At 66.5% G+C, this 21,873-nt stretch carries 27 protein-coding genes and 1 tRNA gene; 11 read left to right on the plus strand and 17 right to left on the minus strand.

Going from position 1 to position 21,873, the window contains the following annotated elements; translation table 11 throughout:
• Positions 1–11: 11 nt before the first annotated feature.
• Positions 12–263 (plus strand): hypothetical protein, encoded by a 252-nt coding sequence (locus tag ASE69_RS14065; RefSeq protein ID WP_056487781.1) that lies wholly within the window; start codon positions 12–14, stop codon positions 261–263.
• A 116-nt stretch (positions 264–379) separates the two neighbouring features.
• Here the strand turns inward: ASE69_RS14065 and ASE69_RS22615 are convergent, their stop codons facing one another.
• The 3 genes from ASE69_RS22615 to ASE69_RS14075 form a co-directional block, all read right to left on the minus strand.
• Positions 380–532: a hypothetical protein gene (locus ASE69_RS22615; protein ID WP_165886441.1), complete on the minus strand. Its 153-nt coding sequence runs from the start codon at positions 530–532 to the stop codon at positions 380–382.
• Between the two features lie 77 nt (positions 533–609).
• A tRNA-Leu gene (locus ASE69_RS14070) sits at positions 610–696 on the minus strand.
• 167 nt (positions 697–863) lie between these two features.
• Entirely contained in the window at positions 864–1,631 is a 768-nt protein-coding gene (locus ASE69_RS14075) for an MJ0042-type zinc finger domain-containing protein (protein WP_056487783.1), read from the minus strand.
• 165 nt (positions 1,632–1,796) lie between these two features.
• Here ASE69_RS14075 and ftsE point away from each other — a divergent pair, with 165 nt between their 5' ends.
• Genes ftsE through ASE69_RS14095 form a run of 4 tightly spaced genes read left to right on the plus strand, consistent with a single transcriptional unit; the run spans position 1,797 to position 4,616 of the window.
• On the plus strand, positions 1,797–2,516 hold the full coding sequence (gene ftsE / locus ASE69_RS14080) for a cell division ATP-binding protein FtsE (RefSeq protein ID WP_056487786.1): 720 nt from the start codon (positions 1,797–1,799) through the stop codon (positions 2,514–2,516).
• Positions 2,516–3,406 (plus strand): cell division protein FtsX, encoded by an 891-nt coding sequence (locus ASE69_RS14085; RefSeq protein WP_056487789.1) that lies wholly within the window; start codon positions 2,516–2,518, stop codon positions 3,404–3,406. The genes ftsE and ASE69_RS14085 overlap by 1 nt, the downstream gene beginning before the upstream one ends.
• Positions 3,403–3,939: a YdcF family protein gene (locus tag ASE69_RS14090; protein ID WP_056487793.1), complete on the plus strand. Its 537-nt coding sequence runs from the start codon at positions 3,403–3,405 to the stop codon at positions 3,937–3,939. The genes ASE69_RS14085 and ASE69_RS14090 overlap by 4 nt, the downstream gene beginning before the upstream one ends.
• Complete coding sequence (locus ASE69_RS14095) at positions 3,936–4,616, plus strand: lysophospholipid acyltransferase family protein (protein ID WP_056487797.1); 681 nt, start codon at positions 3,936–3,938, stop codon at positions 4,614–4,616. The genes ASE69_RS14090 and ASE69_RS14095 overlap by 4 nt, the downstream gene beginning before the upstream one ends.
• A gap of 139 nt (positions 4,617–4,755) precedes the next feature.
• Here ASE69_RS14095 and ASE69_RS14100 read toward each other — a convergent pair whose 3' ends face one another.
• Together ASE69_RS14100 and hisC are read right to left on the minus strand one after the other, a co-directional pair.
• Positions 4,756–5,664 (minus strand): prephenate/arogenate dehydrogenase family protein, encoded by a 909-nt coding sequence (locus ASE69_RS14100; RefSeq protein ID WP_056487801.1) that lies wholly within the window; start codon positions 5,662–5,664, stop codon positions 4,756–4,758.
• The gene (hisC, locus tag ASE69_RS14105) at positions 5,664–6,773 is read right to left on the minus strand and encodes a histidinol-phosphate transaminase (RefSeq protein WP_056487804.1); all 1,110 of its coding nucleotides are present in this window, start codon (positions 6,771–6,773) and stop codon (positions 5,664–5,666) included. The genes ASE69_RS14100 and hisC overlap by 1 nt, the downstream gene beginning before the upstream one ends.
• Positions 6,774–7,056: 283 nt before the next feature.
• Between hisC and metX the strand changes: the two genes are divergently transcribed.
• The 4 genes from metX to ASE69_RS14125 all read left to right on the plus strand — a co-directional run bounded on the left by metX (position 7,057) and on the right by ASE69_RS14125 (position 9,710).
• Positions 7,057–8,208: a homoserine O-acetyltransferase MetX gene (gene metX, locus ASE69_RS14110; protein ID WP_056488340.1), complete on the plus strand. Its 1,152-nt coding sequence runs from the start codon at positions 7,057–7,059 to the stop codon at positions 8,206–8,208.
• Positions 8,205–8,639 (plus strand): GNAT family N-acetyltransferase, encoded by a 435-nt coding sequence (locus tag ASE69_RS14115; RefSeq protein ID WP_056487807.1) that lies wholly within the window; start codon positions 8,205–8,207, stop codon positions 8,637–8,639. The genes metX and ASE69_RS14115 overlap by 4 nt, the downstream gene beginning before the upstream one ends.
• A complete protein-coding gene (metW, locus tag ASE69_RS14120; protein ID WP_056487811.1) occupies positions 8,636–9,223 on the plus strand; it encodes a methionine biosynthesis protein MetW in 588 nt (195 codons plus the stop codon). Before ASE69_RS14115 ends, metW begins: the two co-directional genes overlap by 4 nt.
• Positions 9,224–9,326: 103 nt before the next feature.
• A complete protein-coding gene (locus ASE69_RS14125; protein ID WP_056487814.1) occupies positions 9,327–9,710 on the plus strand; it encodes a response regulator in 384 nt (127 codons plus the stop codon).
• Here ASE69_RS14125 and ASE69_RS14130 read toward each other — a convergent pair.
• From ASE69_RS14130 to ASE69_RS14155, 6 genes are all read right to left on the minus strand, one after another.
• The gene (locus tag ASE69_RS14130; RefSeq protein ID WP_235518785.1) at positions 9,700–11,232 is read right to left on the minus strand and encodes a sensor histidine kinase; all 1,533 of its coding nucleotides are present in this window, start codon (positions 11,230–11,232) and stop codon (positions 9,700–9,702) included. The genes ASE69_RS14125 and ASE69_RS14130 overlap by 11 nt on opposite strands.
• A gap of 5 nt (positions 11,233–11,237) precedes the next feature.
• Positions 11,238–11,840 (minus strand): single-stranded DNA-binding protein, encoded by a 603-nt coding sequence (gene ssb, locus ASE69_RS14135; protein WP_056487817.1) that lies wholly within the window; start codon positions 11,838–11,840, stop codon positions 11,238–11,240.
• Between the two features lie 170 nt (positions 11,841–12,010).
• A complete protein-coding gene (feoB, locus tag ASE69_RS14140) occupies positions 12,011–13,885 on the minus strand; it encodes a ferrous iron transporter B (protein ID WP_056487820.1) in 1,875 nt (624 codons plus the stop codon).
• A 9-nt stretch (positions 13,886–13,894) separates the two neighbouring features.
• Positions 13,895–14,170, minus strand: a complete 276-nt coding sequence (locus ASE69_RS14145) for a FeoA family protein (RefSeq protein ID WP_056487822.1) — start codon at positions 14,168–14,170, stop codon at positions 13,895–13,897.
• Between the two features lie 128 nt (positions 14,171–14,298).
• The gene (locus ASE69_RS14150) at positions 14,299–14,952 is read right to left on the minus strand and encodes a COQ9 family protein (RefSeq protein ID WP_056487825.1); all 654 of its coding nucleotides are present in this window, start codon (positions 14,950–14,952) and stop codon (positions 14,299–14,301) included.
• Positions 14,949–15,941: a DMT family transporter gene (locus tag ASE69_RS14155; RefSeq protein WP_082453128.1), complete on the minus strand. Its 993-nt coding sequence runs from the start codon at positions 15,939–15,941 to the stop codon at positions 14,949–14,951. The genes ASE69_RS14150 and ASE69_RS14155 overlap by 4 nt, the downstream gene beginning before the upstream one ends.
• A gap of 51 nt (positions 15,942–15,992) precedes the next feature.
• Between ASE69_RS14155 and ASE69_RS14160 the strand changes: the two genes are divergently transcribed.
• Together ASE69_RS14160 and ASE69_RS14165 are read left to right on the plus strand one after the other, a co-directional pair.
• Positions 15,993–17,081, plus strand: a complete 1,089-nt coding sequence (locus ASE69_RS14160; RefSeq protein WP_056487828.1) for an alkene reductase — start codon at positions 15,993–15,995, stop codon at positions 17,079–17,081.
• Between the two features lie 221 nt (positions 17,082–17,302).
• Positions 17,303–17,797: a hypothetical protein gene (locus tag ASE69_RS14165; protein ID WP_056487830.1), complete on the plus strand. Its 495-nt coding sequence runs from the start codon at positions 17,303–17,305 to the stop codon at positions 17,795–17,797.
• Positions 17,798–17,800: 3 nt separating this feature from the next.
• On the opposite strand, the gene ASE69_RS14170 is transcribed toward ASE69_RS14165, so the two are convergent.
• From ASE69_RS14170 to ribB, 6 genes are all read right to left on the minus strand, one after another.
• Positions 17,801–18,175: a hypothetical protein gene (locus ASE69_RS14170; protein ID WP_056487833.1), complete on the minus strand. Its 375-nt coding sequence runs from the start codon at positions 18,173–18,175 to the stop codon at positions 17,801–17,803.
• Between the two features lie 161 nt (positions 18,176–18,336).
• Complete coding sequence (locus ASE69_RS14175; RefSeq protein WP_056487836.1) at positions 18,337–19,158, minus strand: DUF1206 domain-containing protein; 822 nt, start codon at positions 19,156–19,158, stop codon at positions 18,337–18,339.
• A gap of 418 nt (positions 19,159–19,576) precedes the next feature.
• Complete coding sequence (locus tag ASE69_RS14180) at positions 19,577–19,777, minus strand: DUF4169 family protein (protein WP_056487839.1); 201 nt, start codon at positions 19,775–19,777, stop codon at positions 19,577–19,579.
• Positions 19,770–20,315, minus strand: a complete 546-nt coding sequence (locus ASE69_RS14185; RefSeq protein ID WP_056487841.1) for a GNAT family N-acetyltransferase — start codon at positions 20,313–20,315, stop codon at positions 19,770–19,772. Before ASE69_RS14185 ends, ASE69_RS14180 begins: the two co-directional genes overlap by 8 nt.
• Positions 20,312–20,734 carry a 6,7-dimethyl-8-ribityllumazine synthase gene (gene ribH, locus ASE69_RS14190; RefSeq protein ID WP_056487843.1) on the minus strand — a complete coding sequence of 141 codons (423 nt, stop codon included), beginning with the start codon at positions 20,732–20,734 and terminating at the stop codon, positions 20,312–20,314. Before ribH ends, ASE69_RS14185 begins: the two co-directional genes overlap by 4 nt.
• Positions 20,734–21,870 carry a 3,4-dihydroxy-2-butanone-4-phosphate synthase gene (gene ribB / locus ASE69_RS14195; RefSeq protein WP_235518787.1) on the minus strand — a complete coding sequence of 379 codons (1,137 nt, stop codon included), beginning with the start codon at positions 21,868–21,870 and terminating at the stop codon, positions 20,734–20,736. Before ribB ends, ribH begins: the two co-directional genes overlap by 1 nt.
• Positions 21,871–21,873 lie beyond the last annotated feature (3 nt).

The raw sequence follows: 21,873 nt of genomic DNA on the forward strand, positions 1-21,873 counted from the left end.
GAGAGATATATATGCCGATGCCGAACCAGCCCACACCCATGCCGCTGCCACGCGACTTTACCGACCACGGTCCGTGCGTCGAGGACCTCGCACGGGCGTTCGCGGCACAGGATGCGGCGACCAGCGAGGCGCTGATCGAGACGCTGGCGACGCAGGCGATCCGCCAATGGCGGCTCGACGACGCGACGTTCTGGCAGCGCGTAAAGTTCCAGGCGCGGATGATCCGGGCGAGGCAGGGGTCAGGGAGTTCGGGGAAGCACTGACCTTCTCCCCCCCCCTTGCGGGAGGGGTCGGGGTAGGGCGTGGCCGCAAATGCCGTAGCCAAGGAGGCCAGCCCCTCCCCTAACCCCTCCCGCAAGCGGAAGGGGAACAGGCCCCACTACTTCTCGTCGGTGGTCAGCTTCACCTTGTTCGGCAGCTTCTTCCCCTTGGTCCGGCGCGAAGGCAGCTGAACCGGGTTCTTCTTCTTCCACTGCGCAAACGTCATCGGCCCCTCGGGCGTGTCGATGATCGTGTCGTCGATCGAACTCATGCAATGCCTCCGCCAAGCCCAACGCACGGCCGCGAAAGGGGGACCCTCGAAGGGGGTGTTTACTCTAATCTGAAAAATGGTGCGGCCAAGAAGACTCGAACTTCCACGGGCTTTCGCCCACAACGACCTCAACGTTGCGCGTCTACCAGTTCCGCCATGGCCGCCCATGAAACATCACCGGGCGGACCCGGCATCTGGTAGGCGAGCGCCACTAGCAAGGGTTTCTGCATCGTGCAACGCCCTTTGCGAAAAAGCCGCTATCCAAATCCGATCGGCACGTTTTTTCCAGCGCCAACACGATGATTTTCCGCTGGTGGGGGCGAACGTAGACTTAGCGTGTCGCCTCGCCGGCAAAGCTCAACTCGAGGCGCTTCGAGTTCGCGGGCACGTTCAGCGTCGCGGAGTTAAAGTCGATCGCACCGCCCGGCGCCAACGTCCGCTGCTGCGGGGTGATCGTCCAGCTATACACCAGCCGTCCCTGCGCATCGCGGAGTTCGGCGCGGATGTCGGGCACGCGCTGGCGCTGGTTCGACGGGTTGGTGACCTGGCCGCTGACTGCGAACAACTCTGAGCCATTATCCAGTTCGCGCCGCTCGATCGGATTGTCGCGCAACCGCAGAGGTGTCTCGTCGCTGCCGGTCCCAAGACCGAGCTTCGCCGCGACTCCGGGCGCACCGAGATAGACGATCGCTCCCGCCGCGATCAGCATCAGCAGCCCGGCCAGCACCGCGACGATCGTCCAGCGCCGCGTCGTGTTGCGACGCAGGCGAACCGGCAGGTTCTCGATCTGCGGCGTTGCCGGCGGAACGAATGTGGGTGCTACGACCGCAGGCTCGGGCGCGACCGGTGCGGCAGGAGCGAAAGGTGCGAACCGTTCGGCCGGCTCCGCGATCGGCGGCCGCGCCAGAGGGGCGAGCGGTGGCGGCGCAGGTGCAAGCGGAGCAGATTCCGGGATCTCCAGCGCATCCTCGACCTCCGGTGCGGCGGCCTGGAACCAGCTATGCTTGCAATTGGCGCAGCGCACGGTGCGCCCCTCGGTCCCGATCGCGCTGTCGGGGACCAGATAGCGCGTGCTGCACTCGGGACATTGGAGGATCATGGATACGCTTCACCAGCGGTCGCCGGAGCGCGACCGTATCTCGCGCCGAATAAGCACGCGGCCCGCATATGTGGCAAGCTTGAAGCGGCGCGGGCTTTCATGCGAAAGCGCCGATACGGGCATTGGCACGGGCAACAAGCGGGCGAGAGCGGGCGCAACCACGTCATGGCGAATATCGTCCAATTCGAGAATGTCGGGCTTCGCTACGGCACGGGTCCGGACGCAGGGCCGGAGACGCTGGCGGACCTCAGCTTCACGCTGCGCAGCGGCGCGTTCTATTTCCTGACCGGTGCGAGCGGTGCGGGAAAGACCTCGCTGCTCAAGCTTCTCTATCTCGCACAGCGCCCGACACGCGGCGTCATCCGGCTGTTCGGCGAGGACGCTGTGGTGTTGTCGCGCGACCGGCTGCCCGGATTTAGGCGTCGGATCGGCGTCGTCTTCCAGGATTTCCGGCTCGTCCCCCATCTGTCGACCTGGGACAATATCGCGCTCCCCTTGCGCGTGGCGGGGATGCCAGAGGCGGACATCGAGCAACCGGTGCGCGAAATGCTCGCCTGGGTAGGGCTCACCGAGCGTGCGGATGCGCGGCCCGCGACGCTGTCGGGTGGCGAGCAGCAGCGCGTCGCGATCGCCCGCGCGGTGATCGCGCGCCCCGAGATCCTGGTCGCGGACGAGCCGACCGGCAATGTCGATCCCGACATGGCGGAGCGACTGCTGCACCTGTTCGAATCGCTCAACAAGCTGGGTACGACCGTCGTCGTCGCAACGCACGACTTCCACCTGCTGGGGCGGATACCGGGGGCACAGATGATGCGGCTCGATCGCGGGCGGTTGCTCGATCCGACCGGCTCGCTCCGCTATCCGCCGACGCGGCCTGATTCGTGATGCGGTCGAAGGCGCGATCTTCGGCAGAACGCCGCGTGCTCGACGAAGCGGGCGGACTGCGCGCGATGACGTGGGTGATGGCGATCATGCTGTTCCTGACGATGCTCGCTGCGGCGTTGGGTTTGGCGACGGCGGGTGCGGCGCGGTTGCTCGACCGGCAGTTGGCGGGGCGGTTGACGGTGCAGGTCGTCGATGGCGATCCGGTGCGGCGTGACGCTGTCGCGGCGCGCGTGCTGGCTGCGCTGCGGAGAATGCCGGCGGTGGCGACGGCAACGCCGGTCGATCGCGCCGAACTCACACGACTGCTGCAACCCTGGCTCGGGTCCGATGGCGCCGATCCGCAATTGCCGGTGCCGGCGATGATCGACGTCGACCTTGGCAATCAGGACGAGGCGGTCGCGGCGCGGGTCGCGACCAGTGTCCGCCGCCTGAGCCCGATCGTCCGCGTCGACCGCCACGAAAGCTGGATGTCGCCGGTCAACGACGTGATGGGCTCGCTGACGTTTCTCGCACTGGCGCTGGTCCTGCTGATGGCGAGCGCGACAGCCGCGGTGGTCGTGCTCGCCGCACGCGCTGGGTTGGAGACGCACCGCGAGACGATTGCGGTGATGCACATGCTCGGCTCGACCGATCTCCAGGTCGCGCGGCTGTTCCAGCGGCGGATCGCGCTCGACGCGACCATCGGCGGACTCGGCGGCGGTGTCGCGGCGTTGCTGGTGGTCGCGTTCGTCGGGATCCGGTTGCACGGACTGGGTTCGGAACTGCTCGGCGGGGTGACGCTGGGCGGGGTGGACTGGGTGGCGCTCGCGATGCTGCCGATCGCGTTCGTCGTCCTCGCCACGCTCGCCGCCCGCGTGACGATCGTCCGTGCACTGAGGCATATCCTGTGATCGTCCGGCTGTTTGGCATCATGGCGCTCGCCTGGGCGTTCGGGTTCGCGTTGTTCATGCTGTTGCTGCCCAAGCCGCTCGACGGTTTCACGTCCGACGCTATCGTCGTGCCGACCGGCGGGGCAGGGCGGATCGACCGCGGCATCGCGCTGCTCCGCGATCATCAGGCGAAGCGAATGCTCGTGACGGGTGTCGCGCCGGGGGTGCGGCCGATCGATCTTGCGCTGGAATATCGGACATCGCCGGCGCTGTTCGCGTGCTGCATCGATCTCGGCGCAGACGCGGTCGATACGCGCTCGAACGCCGAGGAGACCGCGCAGTGGGTGCGCGTCCACAGATACCGCTCCGTGCGGCTGGTAACGTCGGACTGGCACGTCGCCCGCGCGCGGATGGAGCTGGCGGCGGCGCTCGACAAGAACGTCGTGATCCTCGGCGATGGGGTGCCTGGCACGCCGCGGCTCGGGACCTTGGTCAACGAATATAACAAGTTGATCCTTCGCCGGATCGCATTGTGGATTGGATTTGGCGGATGATCTGGCTGCGCAACTGGGCGTTCATGCTCGTTTTCTACACGATTTCGGTGCCGATCGTGGTGACCGTGCCGATCTCCGCGCTGTTCGGCTCGCGCGCGGTGATCGTGCATTCGACGATCTGGACGCGGTTTCATCGATGGTGCGCGCGGGTGATCCTCGGCGTGCATATCCGGGTCGAGGGGACGCGACCGACCGAGCCGGCGTTCTATGCGTGCAAGCACCAGGCGATGTTCGAGACGCTCGAATTGCAGGCGTTGCTCGACGGCCCCGCGATCGTGTTGAAGCGCGAACTGGCGGATATCCCGGCCTGGGGTTGGGCGGCGCGGCGCTACGGCGCGATCGTCGTCGACCGCGAGGCTTCGGCCAAGGCGATGCGGAACATGATGCGGGAAGCGACCGCGGCGAAGGCGACCGGGCGTTCGATCCTGATCTTTCCGGAGGGGACGCGGGTGTCGCCGGGCGAGCATCCGCCGTTGAAGCCGGGGTTTGCCGGGCTGTACCGTGCGTTGAAGATGCCAACGGTGCCGATCGCGTGCGACAGCGGGCTAGTGTGGCCGAAAAAGGGTCCGAAGCTGCCGGGGGTGATCACCTTCCGGTTCGGCGAGGTGGTGCCGCCGGGCCTGCCGCGCGAGGAAGCGGAGCAGCGCGTCCATGCGGCGATGAACGCGCTGGATTAGACCAAGCAGTCCACCACCCCGGCGAAGGCCGGGGCCCAATTGGGGGACGTTTTTTAATGTGCGTTGCTCGCGGTTACTCGAGCCTACCCAATTGGGCCCCGGCCTGCGCCGGGGTGGTGTTCAGGTAAGTGGAGCGCCCTTACCCGTGCGTTCGCCCAAAATCCTGGACGTCATCGTCCTGCCCCTGCTCGACGATACTCCGCCGGATCGCCCGCGTTCGCGTGAACAGGTCGAACAATGCATCGCCATCGCCCCAGCGGATCGCGCGCTGGAGATGACTCAGATCCTCCGAGAAGCGCTGGAGCATCTCCAGCACCGCCTCACGGTTGTTGAGAAAGATGTCGCGCCACATCGTCGGGTCCGACGCTGCGATCCGCGTGAAGTCGCGAAAACCGCCCGCGGAATATTTGATGACCTCCGACTGCGTCACTTCCTCCAGATCCCCCGCCGTGCCGACGATCGTATAGGCGATCAGATGCGGCAGGTGGCTGGTAACGGCGAGGACGCGGTCGTGATGCTCGGGCGCCATCGTCTCGACCTGCGCGCCGAGCCTGCGCCAGAATTCGGACACGCGCTCGACCGCGACCGGGTCGGCGCCTTCGGGGGGCGTGACGATGCACCAGCGATGGCGGAACAGCGTCGCGAAGCCAGCCTCCGGGCCGCTTCGCTCGGTGCCGGCGACCGGGTGCGCGGGGATGACGGTTGCGTTCGGTAGTGCTTCAGTCAGCGCGCGGACGATCTCGGCCTTGCAGCTGCCGACGTCACTGACGATCGCATCCGCCGGCAGTTCGGCCGCGAACTCGGCGGCGACCTCGCCCATGATGCCGACGGGCACGCACAGGATCACGAGGTCGGCGTCGATCACCGCCGCGCCGGCCGAATCCGCGACGTCGTCGCAGAATTGCAGCCGGTCCGCGGTCTCGCGCACGCTCGCGTCGGCATCGTAGCCGGTGACGCGCACCGTCGGCATCGTCGCCTGCACCGCGCGCGCCACCGACGAGCCGATCAGTCCCAGCCCGATGATCGTGACGCGCGCGAACGGGAGCATCAGGCGGCTTCGACCAGGTTGCGCAGCGCCGCAGTAACGCCGCGCGTTTCCTCCTCGGTGCCGATCGTGATGCGCAGTGCGTTGGGCAAGCCCTGACCCGGCAGCCAGCGGACGATGTAGCCCGCGTCCATGAGCCCGTGATACGCAGCGTCGGCGGTCAGCTTGCCCTCGAACAGCACCAGCACGAAGTTCGCCTTCGACGGTACGGCGCGAAGCCCGGCGTTGCCCATCTGCCCGATCTGCTCGACGAACCAGCCGCGCCAGGTGTCGTTATGCGCCCGCGTCGCGTCGACGAAAGCGGTGTCGCCGATCGCGGCGACCGCCGCCGCTTGGCCTGCGGTGGTGACGTTGAACGGCGCGCGGATGCGGTGCATCGCGTCGATGATCGGCGCGCAGGCATAGCCCCAGCCGATCCGCTCGGCGGCGAGGCCGTGGATCTTCGAGAAGGTCCGCGTAACGAGCACGTTCGCCTCGGTCATCGCCAGCGCGAGGCCGGCATCGTCCTCTTCGGGCGACAGATATTCGGCATAGGCCTGGTCGAGCACCAGCAGCACCGACTTCGGCAGCCCGGCATGCAACCGCGCGATTTCGGCGCGCGGCGTGAACGTGCCGGTCGGGTTGTTCGGGTTGGCGACGAACACGACGCGCGTACGCTCCGTCACCGCGGAAAGGATCGCGTCGACGTCGGTCGCATAGTCGCGGTCGTCGACGATCACCGGCTCCGCCCCCACCCGGCGCGTGGCGATCTCATACACCGCGAAGCCGTAGCGGACGTGGATGATCTCGTCGCCGGGCCCGGCATAGGCGCCCGCGACGAGATGCAGGATTTCGTCCGAGCCTGTGCCGTAGATCACGCGCGCCGGGTCGAGGTCGTAATGCGCCGCCAGCGCCTCGCGCAGTTCGACCGCGCCCGCATCCGGATAGCGTTCCAGCGTGCGGTCGGCGGCATCGAACGCAGCCTTCGCGGCTGGGCTGGTGCCGAGCGGGTTCTCGTTCGACGACAGCTTGATCACCGTGCGGCCGTCGTCGGTCGTCGAACGGCCGGGGGTGTACGGCGCGATCCCCAGGATCCAGGGCTTCGGCGCAGGGGCGGGCGTGATGTTTGTCATGGCCGCGGGACATAGCGGGCGCGGTGGCGCGGTGGCAAATCTTTGTGCGTGGGGGTGTGGGGAGGGCGGCATAGAGCCGGACGACAATCCCATCCGTCATCCTGACGAAAGTCAGGATCCAGAGCCACGGATGTCACCGCTCGTTACCCTGGGTCCTGACTTTCGTCAGGATGGCGGTGTGGTCCGGACGGTCCGCGCCCGACAGGGGTAGGGGTAGGATCGTACCCAAGTCCGGACCACCACCGCGCTGGCATGACGGCGGTAGCCTATGGTAGCGCGCGGCATGCTCGACACGCCTGCCATCGACCCCGAGACCGGCCATGACACCGACCAGCGCTTCGGCCTCGCGCGGCGCGTCACGTTGCCGGGGCCGCTGCGCCTAGACGGTGGCGTCCTGCTGTCGCCAGTCGATATCGCCTACGAGACCTATGGCACGCTCAACGCAGACGCCTCGAACGCGGTCCTGATCTGCCATGCGCTGACCGGCGACCAGCACGTCGCCTCGCATCACCCCCGCACCGGCAAGCCCGGCTGGTGGACGCGGATGGTTGGCGAGGGCAAGCCGATCGACCCCGCGCGACACTTCGTCTTGTGCGCGAACGTGCTCGGCAGCTGCATGGGCACCTCGGGGCCCGCGACGATCAACCCGGCGACCGGACGGCCCTGGGCGATGAATTTCCCGGTCATCACGATCCGCGACATGGTGCGCGCTCAGGCGATGCTGCTCGATCATCTCGGCGTCGGCGTGCTCCACGCGGTGGTCGGCGGATCGATGGGCGGGATGCAGGCGCTGAGCTGGCCCGCCACCTTCCCCGAGCGCGTGAAGGCGTGCGTGGTGATCGCCTCGACCGCGCGCCATACCGCGCAGAACATCGCGTTCCACGAGGTCGGGCGGCAAGCGGTGATGGCCGATCCGAACTGGCGCGGCGGCGAGTATCATGACGATGCGGCACCGACTGCCGGGCTCGCGGTCGCGCGGATGGCGGCGCACATCACGTACTTGTCGGAAGCCGGGTTGACCGAGAAGTTCGGCCGCCGTCTACAGGCGCGCGACGCCAAATCGTTCGGGTTCGATGCGGATTTCCAGGTCGAGAGCTATCTGCGCCACCAGGGGCTCGCGTTCACCGACCGGTTCGACGCGAACTCCTACCTCTACATTACGCGGGCGATGGATTATTTCGACTTGGCTGAGGAGCATGGCGGGCTGCTCGCCAACGCCTTCCGCGCAACGAAATCGCGGTTCTGCCTCGTCAGTTTCGACACCGACTGGCTGTATCCGACCGCCGAGTCGCGTGCGATCGTCCAGGCGCTGAACGCAGCCGGCGCGCCGGTCAGTTTCGTCGAACTGTCGAGCCCGTATGGCCATGACGCGTTCCTGCTGGAGGCGCCCGATCTCAACCGCGTCGTCGACGGCTTCCTGAGGGCCGGCCGATGACGATCATCCTGTCGGACGACGCAACCAGGTTGCAGGTCGACCGCATCCACGGGTGGCTTGCGAGCAGTTACTGGTCGCCAGGGATCGAGCGCGGTCTGGTCGAACGGGCGATCGCCGGCTCGCATTGCCTCGGCGCATACCAAGACGAAGCGCAGGTCGGGTTCGCGCGGATGATCACCGATCACGCGACCTTCGCTTGGCTGGCGGACGTATGGGTCGAGGAATCCGTGCGCGGGCAGGGGCTAGGGCGCCAGATGGTAAGCTGGTTCCTCGAGCATCCGTCGTTTGCCGGGTTGCGCAGGTTCGGGCTCGTCACCGCCGATGCGCACGGCGTGTATGCGGGCCTCGGTTTCCATCCTCTCGTGCGCGCCGATCGCTACATGGAGAGGCTCGCGCCGGGCTTGGCCGAGCAACTGCGGACCGCACCATGAACTTACGTGCCGACCTTGCTGTAATCGCCGAGAACGTCGCGCAGGGCAGTCGGGTGCTCGACATCGGCTGCGGCGACGGCGCGCTCATGGCTGCACTCCGCGATACGCGCGAAGTCGACGCCCGCGGGCTGGAGATCGATGCGCACAACGTGGCGTCGGCGGTCGCGCGCGGCCTGTCGGTGATCCAGGGCGATGCCGATATCGACCTCGCCGGCTATCCCGACGCGAGCTTCGACTACGCGATCCTGAGCCAGACGCTGCAGACCGCACGCGCGCCCGATCTCGTGCTCGATCACCTGCTGCGGATCGGCCGGCGCGCCTTCGTCAGCTTCCCCAATTTCGCGCATTGGCGTGTGCGGCTGTCGCTATTGTGGGGCGGCCGCATGCCGGTAACGCGGCAATTGCCCGAGAGCTGGTACGACACGCCGAACATCCACCACGTCACGATCGACGATTTCCGCGCCTTCGTGAAAGCGCGCGGGATCACCGTCGAGGACGCCTGGTTCCTGTCGGGCGACAAGCGCACCGGCGCGGGCGGTGCCAACCTGCTTGCCGAGCACGCGGTATTCCTGCTGAGACGGTAATCGATTGCGGAAATCGGCAACGATCAGGCCATATCGGGACAAGCGGTTGATCTAAATCACCGATTTGGCGGAACCGATTAGCGGGCGACTGGTTACTTCGCCGATGACCAAGACCGCCCTCATTGTCGAAGACGAAATCTTCGTCGCGCTCGACCTCGAGAGAATCCTCATGGATGCCGGCTACGGCGTCGCGGGGATTGCGGCTGACCGCGACAGCGCGATCGCGGCGGCGCCGGGTTGCAACTTCGCGTTCGTCGATATCAACCTGCGCGACGGCCCGACCGGGCCTGAGATCGCCAGGCGGATGGCGCAGGACTACGGCGTAAAGGTCGTGTTCGTGACTGCAAACCCCGCCCAGATCGGCGATGCGGATTGTCTGGGGTATATTCGCAAGCCGTTCAGCGATGCCGCCATCCTCGCCGCTGCCGCTTTGGCGTGCAACGACGACACAAGCGCGCACGACGACGTCATTCGCGTCAGCGGCTGAACGCGGTCTTCGGAATAGTCAGGGCGACGATCAGGCCGTCGTCGTTCCACGTCCGGTTCACGTTGCCGCCTAACTGACGCACCGCGCTCATTTCGATCAACTGCGTGCCAAAACCCGGTGGCGTCGCAGGCTGGGTGACGGACGGACCTCCCACCTCTCGCCAGTGCAATGTCACCGTATCGGTATTAGCCGCAACGGTGATCCGCACCGTGCCGAGTTCGGTCGCGAGCGCACCGTATTTGGTCGCGTTGGTTGCAAGTTCGTGAAACATCAACGCGAGCGGAGTCGCGGAACGATCATCGATCGTCACATCGTCGCCCACGACGCTGACACGGGCGCCATCGATTCGCTGATACGGCTCGAACAATTCGTGCAGCAAGCCATGCAGGCTATTCTGCGCCATCGATGGTCGTGAGTTGGCGCTATGCGGGCGGACGAAATCATGCGCGCGACCCAGCGCGTTGATGCGGTGACGCAAATCGGTCGCGATCCCGGCAAACTCCGGCTTTCCCCTCGCCGAGAACGCGATGAGTCCGGCGATCACCGCGAAGATGTTCTTGATGCGGTGGCTCAGCTCCTGGCTGATGACCTCGCGCTCCTCATAGGCCAGCTTCTGTTCGTGGATGTCGGTACACGTCCCGAACCAACGCGTAATCGCGCCGCTCGCGTCACGCACCGGCAGCGCACGGCCGAGCACCCAGCGGTACGTGCCGTCGAAATGCCGAAGCCTGTATTCGATGTTGTACGGCTCTCCGGTGTCGAGCGACTGGCGCCAGATCGCCCAGGCGCGATCCTGGTCGTCGGGGTGGAACATGTCGTTCCAGCCTTCGCCATCGGTCGTTCCTACCGGCGTACCGGTGAACTCGTACCAGCGCGCGTTGAAGTAATCGTGGAAGCCGTCGGGCAGCGTCGACCACACCATCTGCGGCATGGTGTCGGCGAGCGTGCGAAACTTGAGGTCGCTCGCCTCGAGCGTACGACGCGCCTCCGCCTCGGCCATAGCCTGCTCGCGTGCGGTGCGGCGATCGTCCAGCCGGCCCATCGCCGCCTTGGCCAGCAGCGTGAGGCCGTCGCGCTGGAACCGGGTCAGGCCTTCGCGAGGCTCGTTCGCGAGCACGCAGAGCGCACCCAGCGGCACGCCCTCGCTGGAGACGAGCGGCGCGCCGGCGTAGAAGCGCACATACGGCTCGCCCGTCACCAGCGGGTTGTCGACGAAGCGCGGATCGGCCTGCGCGTCGGGCACTTCCATCACCTCGTGATGGTGCATCGCGTGCGCGCAGAACGACATGCTGCGCGGAGTCTGCTCCAGGTCGAAGCCGGTCCGCGCCAGGAAACGCTGATATTCCTCCTCGACCAGGCTCAGCAACGCGACCGGGGCGCCGCACAGCTCGGCTGCGAACGCCACGATATCGTCGAGCTGGCCCTTCGCGCGCGCACCGGCGACGTCGTAGGCCGAGATCACGCGGGAGCGCTCGGCCTCGTCGAACGTGGCGGTATTGGGAACGGAATACAGCGTCGTCACGGCAATCAGAACGGCACGTCGTCGTCGAGATCATCCGAGAAGCCGCCGGTCTGGCCGAAGCTGCCGCCGCGTGCGCCGCCACCGCTACCGCCACCCGAGGGTGCGCTGCCGCCGCGACCGCCACCGCCACCGCCGTAACCGCCGCCGCCACCCGACGAACCACCGCCGAAGTCGTTGCCGCCGCCACCGCCGGCCCAGTCGTCGCCACCGCCGCGGCTACTACCTCCGCCGCCTGCGCCGCCACCCTGGCCGCCGTTCGGACCGTCGAGCATCGTCAGCACGCTGTTGAAGCCCTGCAGTACGATCTCGGTCGAATATTTGTCCTGACCCTGCGCGTCCTGCCACTTCCGGGTCTGGAGCGCGCCCTCGATATAGACCTTCGAGCCCTTGCGGAGGTACTTTTCGGCGACGTTCGCGAGACCTTCGTTGAAGATCGCGACCGAATGCCATTCAGTCTTTTCCTTGCGCTCGCCCGACATCTTGTCCTTCCAGGACTCGGATGTCGCGATGCGCAGGTTGACGACCTTGCCGCCGTTCTGGAACGCCTTGCTCTCCGGGTCGCGACCCAGATTGCCGACGATGATGACCTTGTTGACGCTGCCTGCCACGAACCCAGGACTCCACTAGTAAGGTTTGATTGCTCAGACGAGCATGAACGAATATACGGTAGCGGCGTAGGACCTGGGTGCAGATTACCCGGTGGAAGGGATGATCGCTTCTGGGGAGAAGGACCAGGACCTACGCCTTGAACGGATTTGGAGTCCGCTCAGTGCATCACCTACAAACCAGCGGCTACCGCCAGCCAATATGTGATTCCGGCCATGATGTAGGCGGCGGCGAACAAATAGCCAACCATGAAGGCGGGCCATTTCCACCCATTTGTCTCGCGGCGGGTGACGGCGATCGTCGAAATGCACTGCGGCGCGAACACGAACCACATCAGGAAGGCAAGTGCGGTCGGGAGGCTCCAGCGACCGCGCAGGTTCTCGATCATCGCCTTGCCGCCCTGGTTGCTGGCGGGATCGTCGATCGCATAGACGGTGCCGATCGCCGCGACCGCGACTTCGCGCGCGGCCATCGCCGGGATCAGCGCGAGGACGATGTCGCGGTTGAAGCCGATCGGTGCGAATACCGGCGCGATGCCGTTGGCGATGCGGCCGGCGACAGAATAATCGACGGCCGAGATCTTCGGTGCGCCAGCGGGCTGTTCGGGCGGCTTGGGGAAGCTCAGCAGCACCCACAGGATGATCGTCGAGGTGAGAATGATGCCGCCGGCGCGCTTCAGGAAGATCTGCGCGCGGCTCCACAGGCCGATGCCGACGTCGCGCCACTGCGGCCACTGGTATTTCGGCATCTCCATCATGAAGCCCGACGATACGCCCTTGGTGACCGTCCGGCGCAGCACCAGCGCGGCGACGAACGCGCCGACGATGCCCATCACGTACAGCCCGAGCATCACCAGACCCTGCAACCCAACGAAGGGCAGCACCTGCGTGTTCGGGATGAAAGCACCGATGATCAGCGTGTAGACCGGCAGCCGCGCGGAGCACGTCATCAGCGGCGCGATCAGGATCGTCGTCAGGCGGTCCTTCTCGTCGTCGATCGTCCGCGTCGCCATGATGCCGGGGATCGCGCAGGCGAAGCTCGACAGCAGCGGGATGAACGCGCGGCCCGACAGCCCGACGCTCGCCATCACCCGGTCCATCAGAAACGCCGCGCGGACCATATAGCCGCTCGCCTCGAGCACGAGGATGAAGAGGAACAGGATCAGGATCTGCGGCAGGAACACGATCACCGCACCGACGCCGGCGATCACGCCGTCGACCAGCAGCGAGCGAAGCAGCGAGTCGGGCAGTTCGGCGGTCAGGAACCCCTGCAACGCGGTGAAGCCCGCATCGATCGCGTCCATGAACGGCTGCGCCCAGCTGAACACCGCCTGGAACATCAGGAACATGATCGCGAGTAGCAGGATCGGCCCGGCGACGGGGTGCAGCGCGACCGCGTCGAGCATGTGCGTCCAGCGGCGGACCTGCGTCTCGGACACGGTCGCCGAGGTGGCGATCTGGCGCGCGCGACGCTGGAGCGTGACGATGTCGTCCTGCACGCTGCCGTCCGATTTCCGAAGGCGCATCGGGCCGTTGACGACGATGCCGGACAGCGCCGCCTTCAACTCGTCGAGGCCTCGCTTGCGCACCGCGACGGTCGAGATCACCGGCACGCCGAGTTCGCGTTCGAGCACCTTGGGGTCGAGCTTCAGGCCGTCGCGCTCGGCGAGATCGACCATATTGAGCGCGACCACGACCGGCAGGCCGAGTGCGATCAGCTGGAGCGTGAAGCGCAGATGGTTGTCGAGATTGGCGGCATCGACGACGACGACCAGCGCGTCGGGCAGGCGTTCGCCGTCCTGCGTGCCGGTGACGACGTCGCGCGTGACGCGCTCGTCGGGGGAGGAGGGTTCGAGGCTGTACGCGCCGGGCAGGTCGACCAGTTCGATCGGCCGGCCGTCGTCGAGCATCAGCCGCCCGACTTTCCGCTCCACCGTGACGCCGGGATAATTGCCGACCTTCTGGCGCGCACCCGTGAGCGCATTGAACAGCGCGCTTTTGCCGGCATTGGGATTGCCGACCAGCGCAACCAGCGGTGCTGCGTTCATTTTAAAGGATTATTCAGCCGCGGCAGGCATTGGCGAGACGTGGATCGCGCCGGCGACCGCACGGCGGAGCGCGACGGTCATCCGGCCGATCCGGCAGGCGATCGGGCCCTGGCCCAGCGTCGCGCGGTGCAAAACTTCCACATCGACACCCTCGTCGAAGCCCAGTTCGCGCAACCGGCGCGCCTCGGGATCGGCAAGTCGTGCCCATTCGATCGCGGCAACGATGCCATGCTGCTTGCGAGGCAGCGTTTCGAGGCTGACGGAACGATCGGGGCGAGTGTCCATGATGCGAGTGATTATCAGTAACGCCCGGGGAAGGGAAGCCCTAACCGTCGTGGGTTACGACCGTCTCAACGCCTCGCGATCCTGACGAAAGCTTGGCGCCAGAGGTACTTAGCGGATCGTTGGTGGCTTCAGGCAGTCGGATAGCGCAGGCGGCCAACGAATCGCGACAGGCTGAAACCGTGTTCGGTGCGCTTGAGGAACCCGGCCTTGGCCTTCTCGAACTGCATGATCCCGTTGATGCGACGACCGAGGAACGCACGGGTGTCGGCGAGGCTTTCGCTCTCGTCGTCGAGGAAGACCGTGATCGTCGACGCGTACACGCCGAGCAGGATCGTCCGCTTGGTGTAGTAATTATAGTCGGTCGCGACATCGCCGGCCGCGCGCCAGATCGTGTCGACCGTCCGCCAGCCAAGCCGCGTCGCTTTCGCCAGGTTCTGAGGGAGTGCGAGGATCGCGAGCGCACGCCGCAACGATTCGCGATCGATCGACGTTGCGTCGAGCCGCGCCGCGACCAGCGCGGTGATCTTCTCGCGGACCTTCATCAGCGCGAGCCGCTCGGGCGGCACCGCGGCCAGCATCACGTCATCGATGTGCGCGAACCACGCGTCGATCATGTCGACCGGGCCGTCCTTGAACGCGAGCGCGGCGATGTCGGTGTCGACCCCCTCGGCCTGCGCAGCCATGTCGCGCGCGGCATCGCTCCAGCCGTCGAACGCCGCGTTGGCGGCGATGCCGGGTGCCAGCAGGGCGCGGATTTCGTCGAGCGTAAGGTCCTGGGTCATACCGTCTCCTGCCGTTCAAAATCAGGCGTATCAAGCGTGTCTTCAAGGGGGACTTCCGGGGGAGGTCCCCGGCGGACGAGCACCAGCGCGACCCCCACCATCACGACACCGACCAGATCCGCCGCGCCAAGCCGCTCGCCGTACACCAGCCACCCTACCACGCCGGCGACCACTGGCTGGATCAGCAGCGCAATCCCGATCACCAACGGCGAGAAGCGGCCGAGCGCGTAGATCATCAGGCCTTGCCCGAGCACCTGGCTGCACAGAGCGAGCCCGATCAGCGGCCCCCAGTGCGTCGGCATCACGCGCTCGCCCATCGCCAGCGCGAACACGAGCAGCGGCACGATCCCCGCCAGCGTCGACAAGGTCAGCGCGGACAGCGGCGCCAACGTCGCCCGCGCGCGCGCCATCAGGATGAAATAGACGGTATAAAGCAGCCCCGCGAGGATGCAGAGCAGATCGCCCACGAGGTTCTTCGCATCGAGCTGATACGACCGCCCGAGCAACAGCGCAGCGCCCGTCGCCGCCAGTACCAGCGCCCAGCCCTGAGTCCGCGTCGGCCACGTCTTCGCGATCAGGAAGCCGTAGATCGGAAAGATCAGCGTCGCCGCGTTGCCGAACAGCGTCGCATTGGCGAGCGTCGTGCGCCGAATGCCGAGATGCCACGCGCCGAGATCGGCCGCGAAACACACGCCGCCGACGATCAACCCGATCCACACGCCGCGGCTCAACCGGGTCGGCCGCGCGCCCTGCTGGACCGCCAATGCGATCAGGAACGGCACCGCCAACGTCAGCCGCCAGAACCCCGCGGCCACCGGGCCGACCTCGGTCGCACGGACGAACCACGGCCCGAACGCCAGCGCGACATTCGCCACCACCAGCGCGGCGAAGGCGATAAGTCCCGGCGCGGCAACACTTTCCGCAACCGGCGTCAAACCGTGCGGCGTATCGGGCACGCTAGATAATCTTTGCGGGTCGGGGCGATGCATGCCGCCCTGTAGCCTCCTATCTTCCGCCCGTCAGGCCAATAAGGAGCTTCCATGCCTAGCCTTTTCGATCCGATTACCCTTGGTGCCGTCGAAGCGCCGAACCGCATCATCATGGCGCCGCTCACCCGCGGGCGTGCCGACAGGGATGCGGTGCCGTCCGACATCATGGTCGAGTATTACACGCAGCGTGCGAGCGCCGGCCTGATCATCTCGGAAGCCACCGGCATCAGCCGCGAAGGTCTCGGCTGGCCGTTCGCGCCGGGTTTGTGGACCGATGCGCAGGTCGCCGCCTGGAAGCCCGTCACCGACTCGGTTCACGCCGCCGGCGGTCGGATCGTCGCGCAGCTGTGGCACATGGGTCGCCAGGGCCACTCGTCGGTCTACGAGACGCAGCCCGTGTCGTCGTCGGCAACCGCGACCGAAGGCCAGGCGCACACGTTCGAGGGCAAGAAGGATTTCGAGGTCGCGCGTCCGCTCGAGACCAACGAGATCCCGCGCCTGCTGGCCGATTACGAGCTGGCAACAAAGAACGCATTGGCGGCCGGCTTTGACGGCGTGCAGATCCACGCGGCCAATGGCTATCTGATCGACCAGTTCCTGCGCGACAACGCCAATTTCCGTACCGACGAATATGGCGGCTCGATCGAGAACCGCGTCCGCCTGCTCCGTGAAGTCGCCGAGCGCGTGATCTCGGTTGCCGGCGCCGACCGCGTCAGCGTCCGCCTGTCGCCCAACGGTGATTCGCAGGGCGTCGACGACAGCAACCCCGAGGCGCTGTTCACCGCCGCCGCAAAGGCGCTGTCCGATCTCGGCATCGCGTTCCTCGAACTGCGCGAGCCCGGCCCCGACGGCACGTTCGGCAAGACCGACGTCCCGAAGCTCAGCCCGGCGATCCGCAAGGTCTTCAACGGCGTCCTGGTCGTGAACTCGGACTACACGACCGTCGAGGAAGCGCAGGCCGAGCTCGATTCGGGCAATGCCGACGCGATCACCTTCGGCCGTACGTTCATAGCGAACCCGGACCTCCCCGAGCGCCTGCGCACCGGCGCGCCGCTCGCGAAGGACGATGCGAAGACGTGGTACAGCCAGGGCCGCGAGGGCTACATCGACTACCCCGCGCTCGAAACCGCGAACGCCTAAGCTTGATCTTCCCTCGCAAGGGGGATGTGGCAGGCGCCAGCCTGACGGAGGGGGAGGCACGCGAAACGCAGGTTCCGTGTCCCCCCCTCCGTCACCTACGGCGACACCTCCCCTAGGCGGGGGAGGATCGTGAAGACGAATCCCTAGTCACCGGAGATGTCATCGCCTAGCAGCGCGCTTCTGCGCCTCTAGGTGGCGCACCGGTGACGACAGGATCAAACATGACCGACGGCTGGCCGAGCGGCGGCAGGGGAACGGGACCGCTCACGCCGGGCGCCGCCGACCGTGCCGCAAAGCGGGCGGAAGAGCGCGCCAATGGCCGCGAGCAGCGCGCGAAGGAACGGCTTGCCGCGTCCGAACAGCGATCCGAATCGCGCGCCGCGCAACGTGATCTTCAGTCCCAGGAGCGCGAACGTGCCCGCGAAGACCGCCGAATCGAAGAGGATCAGCGGATCAAGGCGCGGCTTGATGCGCCGCCGACCAACGATGTCGAGGCGCTGAAGATCTCCAAACGCCGCCGTTCGGGCGCGCTTGCGCGCAGCGGCGAAGAATCGAAAACTGATCGCGACACGCGTAGCTACAAGACCATCGTCGACACCGTGCGTATTCGCACGCTCGCCGATCGCGGCGCGTCGGTGGCAGGGCTCGCCGGCGCGTTCGGCATCACGATCGAAGAGGTCGAGGCGGCTTTGCTGGAAACGGCCCCGCAGGACTAGGGGTTAGGTGGCGGTACGACCCCCGGCCAGCCACGCCTTAGCCTCGTCGATATCGAGGAACGTCCGGCAATTCTCGGCCTTCAGATAGCGTTCGGTCTGGAGCTTCGCCAAATGCGACGCGACCACCGCCGCGATCGGTGCCGACGTCACCTTGAGCGCCTTGGGCATCATCGCCTCCAGCGCATCGACGACCTTCAACGGCTGGATCGCGGCCTTGCGCAGGTCGGCAAGCACGACGAACCGGCCGTGATACAGCCGCGCTGCCGATCCCCGAGCTAGCAGTTCCGCAGAGAACGTCGCCGTCGTCGCGACCGACCAGAACCCCTCGGTGACGATGTTGAGTGTCTTGGTCGGGACGTCGAAGCTGATCGTGTACATAGTGGTTTCCGGTAACATCAGCGTCTTAACGAGACCCTGATGACTAGGGATCTTTCGCCGCCGGCTATCTTTCTTGTTCTCCCGCGAAGGCGGGAGCCCAGGGTCACGAACGCCGTCGTGTCCCGCCTGTGCGGGGGAACGGATATGGGGATAAGAAAGCTTTAATCCGTACCCGGCAGGTCGACATGGATCCGGCGGAAGCGCGCCTCGACCAGACTGTACGTACCGAACAGCGCCAGCCCGATACCGGTCAGCGCCAGCAGCCACTTGCCGCCCGGTTGTGATTGCAGCCGCTCCAGCGCCTCGGCCACGCCGCCCGCGTCGCTGGCATGTGCGGTCCAGGCAGCCAATCCGAACAGCCCGGCGACGATCAGGAACACTAGCGCCCGCGCACCGTAGCCGATCCGGCCCATCGTGCAGACATAGCCGGGCGCAGGGGCGTCGCCGCGCAGGTCGTGGATGAAGTCGCCGCGCCACGCCTTCTGGGCCTGCTGGAACGCAGCGACGAGCACGCCGACCGCAACCGCGCCAACCAGAACCCGTCCCGCCGGCTGGTCGAGCAGCAACGCGGTCCAATCACGCGCGCTCTCGTCTCCGGGCGAGACGGCGACGTCGCGTGATCCGGTCTTCACGGCCAGCTTGGCAGCGGTCCAGGCGAGGATCAGGTGCGCGATCCCGCTGACGACATGACCGATCCGCTTGAGGCTGCCCTCGACGTCGCTGCCGATCTGCTCGGGGTTCGCCGCCGCCGCCGCCTCCGTCAGTCGCCAGACCGCATAGCCGAGCAGGCCGGCGGCGACGATCGCGAGCAGTACCGGGCCGAACGCCTCGTCCGCCATCGACCCGATCGCGCCCTGGTTGTCGGCGATCTTGCCACCGCGCAACGCCGCGTCCACCGCGAACCACCCGACGAGAATATACACCACCCCGCGCGCGGCGAAGCCGAGTTTGGCGAGCAACGTCGCATTCGCATCCGAAATCATGAGCGCCCCTTTGTTACGGAGGCATAACGGCGCGGCGCGCGTGACGTTCCTGTGGTGAGGCAGTAGAGGACTGTGGGGGGCGGCTATCCCTTCCGAGCAAGCAAGATTTGTTTTCCCGCGAAGGCGGGGATCCAGTCTGGGCTCCCGCCTTCGCGGGAGAACAAGGAAGGGCATCATGCCGCGCAATTACCGACACGTACTTGCTCAACGGACATCGGCACCGTGGTTGTTGCGGGCGGCGCGCCGACCTGCCTTCGGTCCCACCGAAGCTATCACCATTTTCGCCGTTCTAGGGCGCAGACCTGATCGATCCTTCCTGTGGCGCGTCAGGATCGTAAAATCGAACGTTGGTTCGGTCTCACGCTGCCAAGGGAAGGGGCCCCGGGGCGACTTCGCTGTCGGAAGGGTGAGATCGAGGTTACTCATCGGACGTTTCCGTCGTGGGATTATCGAGCTTCGCGCCGTCGAGCGTCCTCTCGATCCGAGTCTTCGCGGCCGCGTCCGCCGCCTTTTCTGCCGTGGTCCGCCCGAACAGCCTGCGGTTCCGATCCGCCTTCGATGAAGCCTCGTCACGAGCCCGCTGCTTCCGAACGAGCCGCAGGTTGATCACGTCACCCACGCTCTGCTCTCCGCGCCCGCCAGTCGGCGAAGCTCTGGCCCCAATCGTCCACCGGCAGCGATTCGAGCGGCGGGGGAAGTGTCGTTCGGCCGCGGTTGGTTGACCCGAGCCGTTGCGCGAGCGCGATAGACTCCACGTTGTCGGGTGCGATGGTGTGGATGATGTCGGCCCAGCCGAGCACATCCACCGCATAGTCGATCGTCGCCGTCGCGGCCTCGCGCGCCAATCCGCGTCCGGCAAACTGCGATGCGAGTCCCCAGCCGATCTTCGTACCCGGCCAGTCTTCGGGCTGCCACGGACCGACGCGGCCAATCCATTCGCCGGTATCGCGCAGCGTCACCGCGAACATCGAGAAGCTGCGGATGCTCCAAGCCCCCGCCATCGCGCACAGCCCGCGCCAAGCGACGCTGCGCGACTGCACGCCGCCGAGATGGCGCATCGTGACGGGATCGGCGTGGAACGCGTACCATGCTTCGGTATCCTCCGGTCCCAAGGGCCGGAGCAACAGGCGCTCCGTCAGGAGCACCGGCGCGGTCATACGATGAAGCGGTCCTTCAGCGCTAGCATCGCCAGCGCCGCATTGGCCGCGCCGCCGCCCTTGTCGCCTTCGGTGGGCTTCGCACGCGTCAACGCCTGTGCTTCGTTCTCGGTGGTCAGGATGCCGTTGCCGATCGGCAGGCCATCCATCGTCAGCTGCATGATCCCGCGTGCGCTCTCGCCCGCGACGATCTCGAAATGATAGGTCTCGCCGCGGATCACGACGCCGAGCGCGACATACGCGTCGAACGTCTCGCTCTCGGCCGCCAGCGCGATCGCGCCGGGGACTTCGAGTGCGCCGGGCACGGTGATCGTCTCGTGCGTGTGGCCGGCCGCTTCGATCGCGGCCTTCGCACCCTCGACCAGCAGGTCGTTGAGGTGATCGTAGAACCGGGCTTCGACGATGAGGAGATGCGCCATCAGTTGCTCTTTTCCGTGTTCAGGGACGCGATCGGGCGCTCGCCGACGATCGACAGGCCGTAGCCGTCGAGGCCGACCAGCGTGTGATGCGTGTTGGTGATCAGTACCATGTCGTGGACGCCGAGTTCGGTCAGGATCATCGCGCCGACGCCGTAGTCGCGCAGTTCCTCCATGTCCGGGGTGATCTCCGCGCCGGCCTTCTTCATCACTGCGGAAGTGAAGGTGTTGCTGCGCGGACGGTTGATCACGACGATCACGCCCGCGCCCTCGTCCGCGATCATCTGCATCGAGCGTGCGAGGATCCGGCCGCGATCGCCCGATTCGCCGAAGATGTCCGCGAACGGCGACAGCGCGTGCATGCGGACGAGCGTCGGCTTGGCGGGGTCGATCTTGCCCTTGACCAGGGCGACCTGCTCGGTGCCGGTCGCCTTGTTCCAGAACGTCAGCGCGCTCCAGTCGCCACCCCATTCGGAGGTGAACTTGGCCTCGGCGCGCTTCTCGACGAGGTGATCGTGGCGGCGGCGATAGGCGATCAGGTCGCGGATCGTGCCGATCTTGACGTTGTGGAACTGTGCGAAGGTGACGAGGTCGTCCATCCGCGCCATCGTGCCGTCCTCGTTCATGATCTCGCAGATTACGCCCGAGGGGTTGAGCCCGGCGAGCCGCGCGACGTCGACCGCGGCCTCGGTATGGCCGGCGCGGATCAGCACGCCGCCGTCGCGCGCGACCAGCGGGAAGACGTGGCCGGGAGTGACGATGTCCGGCTTGCCCTTGGTCGCATCGACCGCCACCGCGATCGTGCGCGCGCGATCCGCGGCGGAGATGCCGGTGGTGACGCCTTCGAGCGCCTCGATCGAGACGGTGAACGCGGTCTCGTGCCGCGTTCCGTTGTTGCGGCTCATCAGCTCGAGCCCGAGTTCCTCGGTGCGCTCCCGGGTCAGCGCGAGGCAGATCAGCCCGCGACCGAACTTCGCCATGAAGTTGATCTTTTCGGGCGTCGCCATCTGCGCGGGGATGACGAGGTCGCCCTCGTTCTCGCGATCCTCGTCGTCGACCAGGATGAACATCCGGCCGTTGCGCGCCTCGTCGATGATCTCTTCGGGGCTGGAGAGGTAGCCGTGCTTGAGACGGGCCAATTC

Origin of the sequence: Sphingomonas sp. Leaf208, assembly GCF_001421415.1 — a bacterium.
Classification (GTDB): domain Bacteria; phylum Pseudomonadota; class Alphaproteobacteria; order Sphingomonadales; family Sphingomonadaceae; genus Sphingomonas.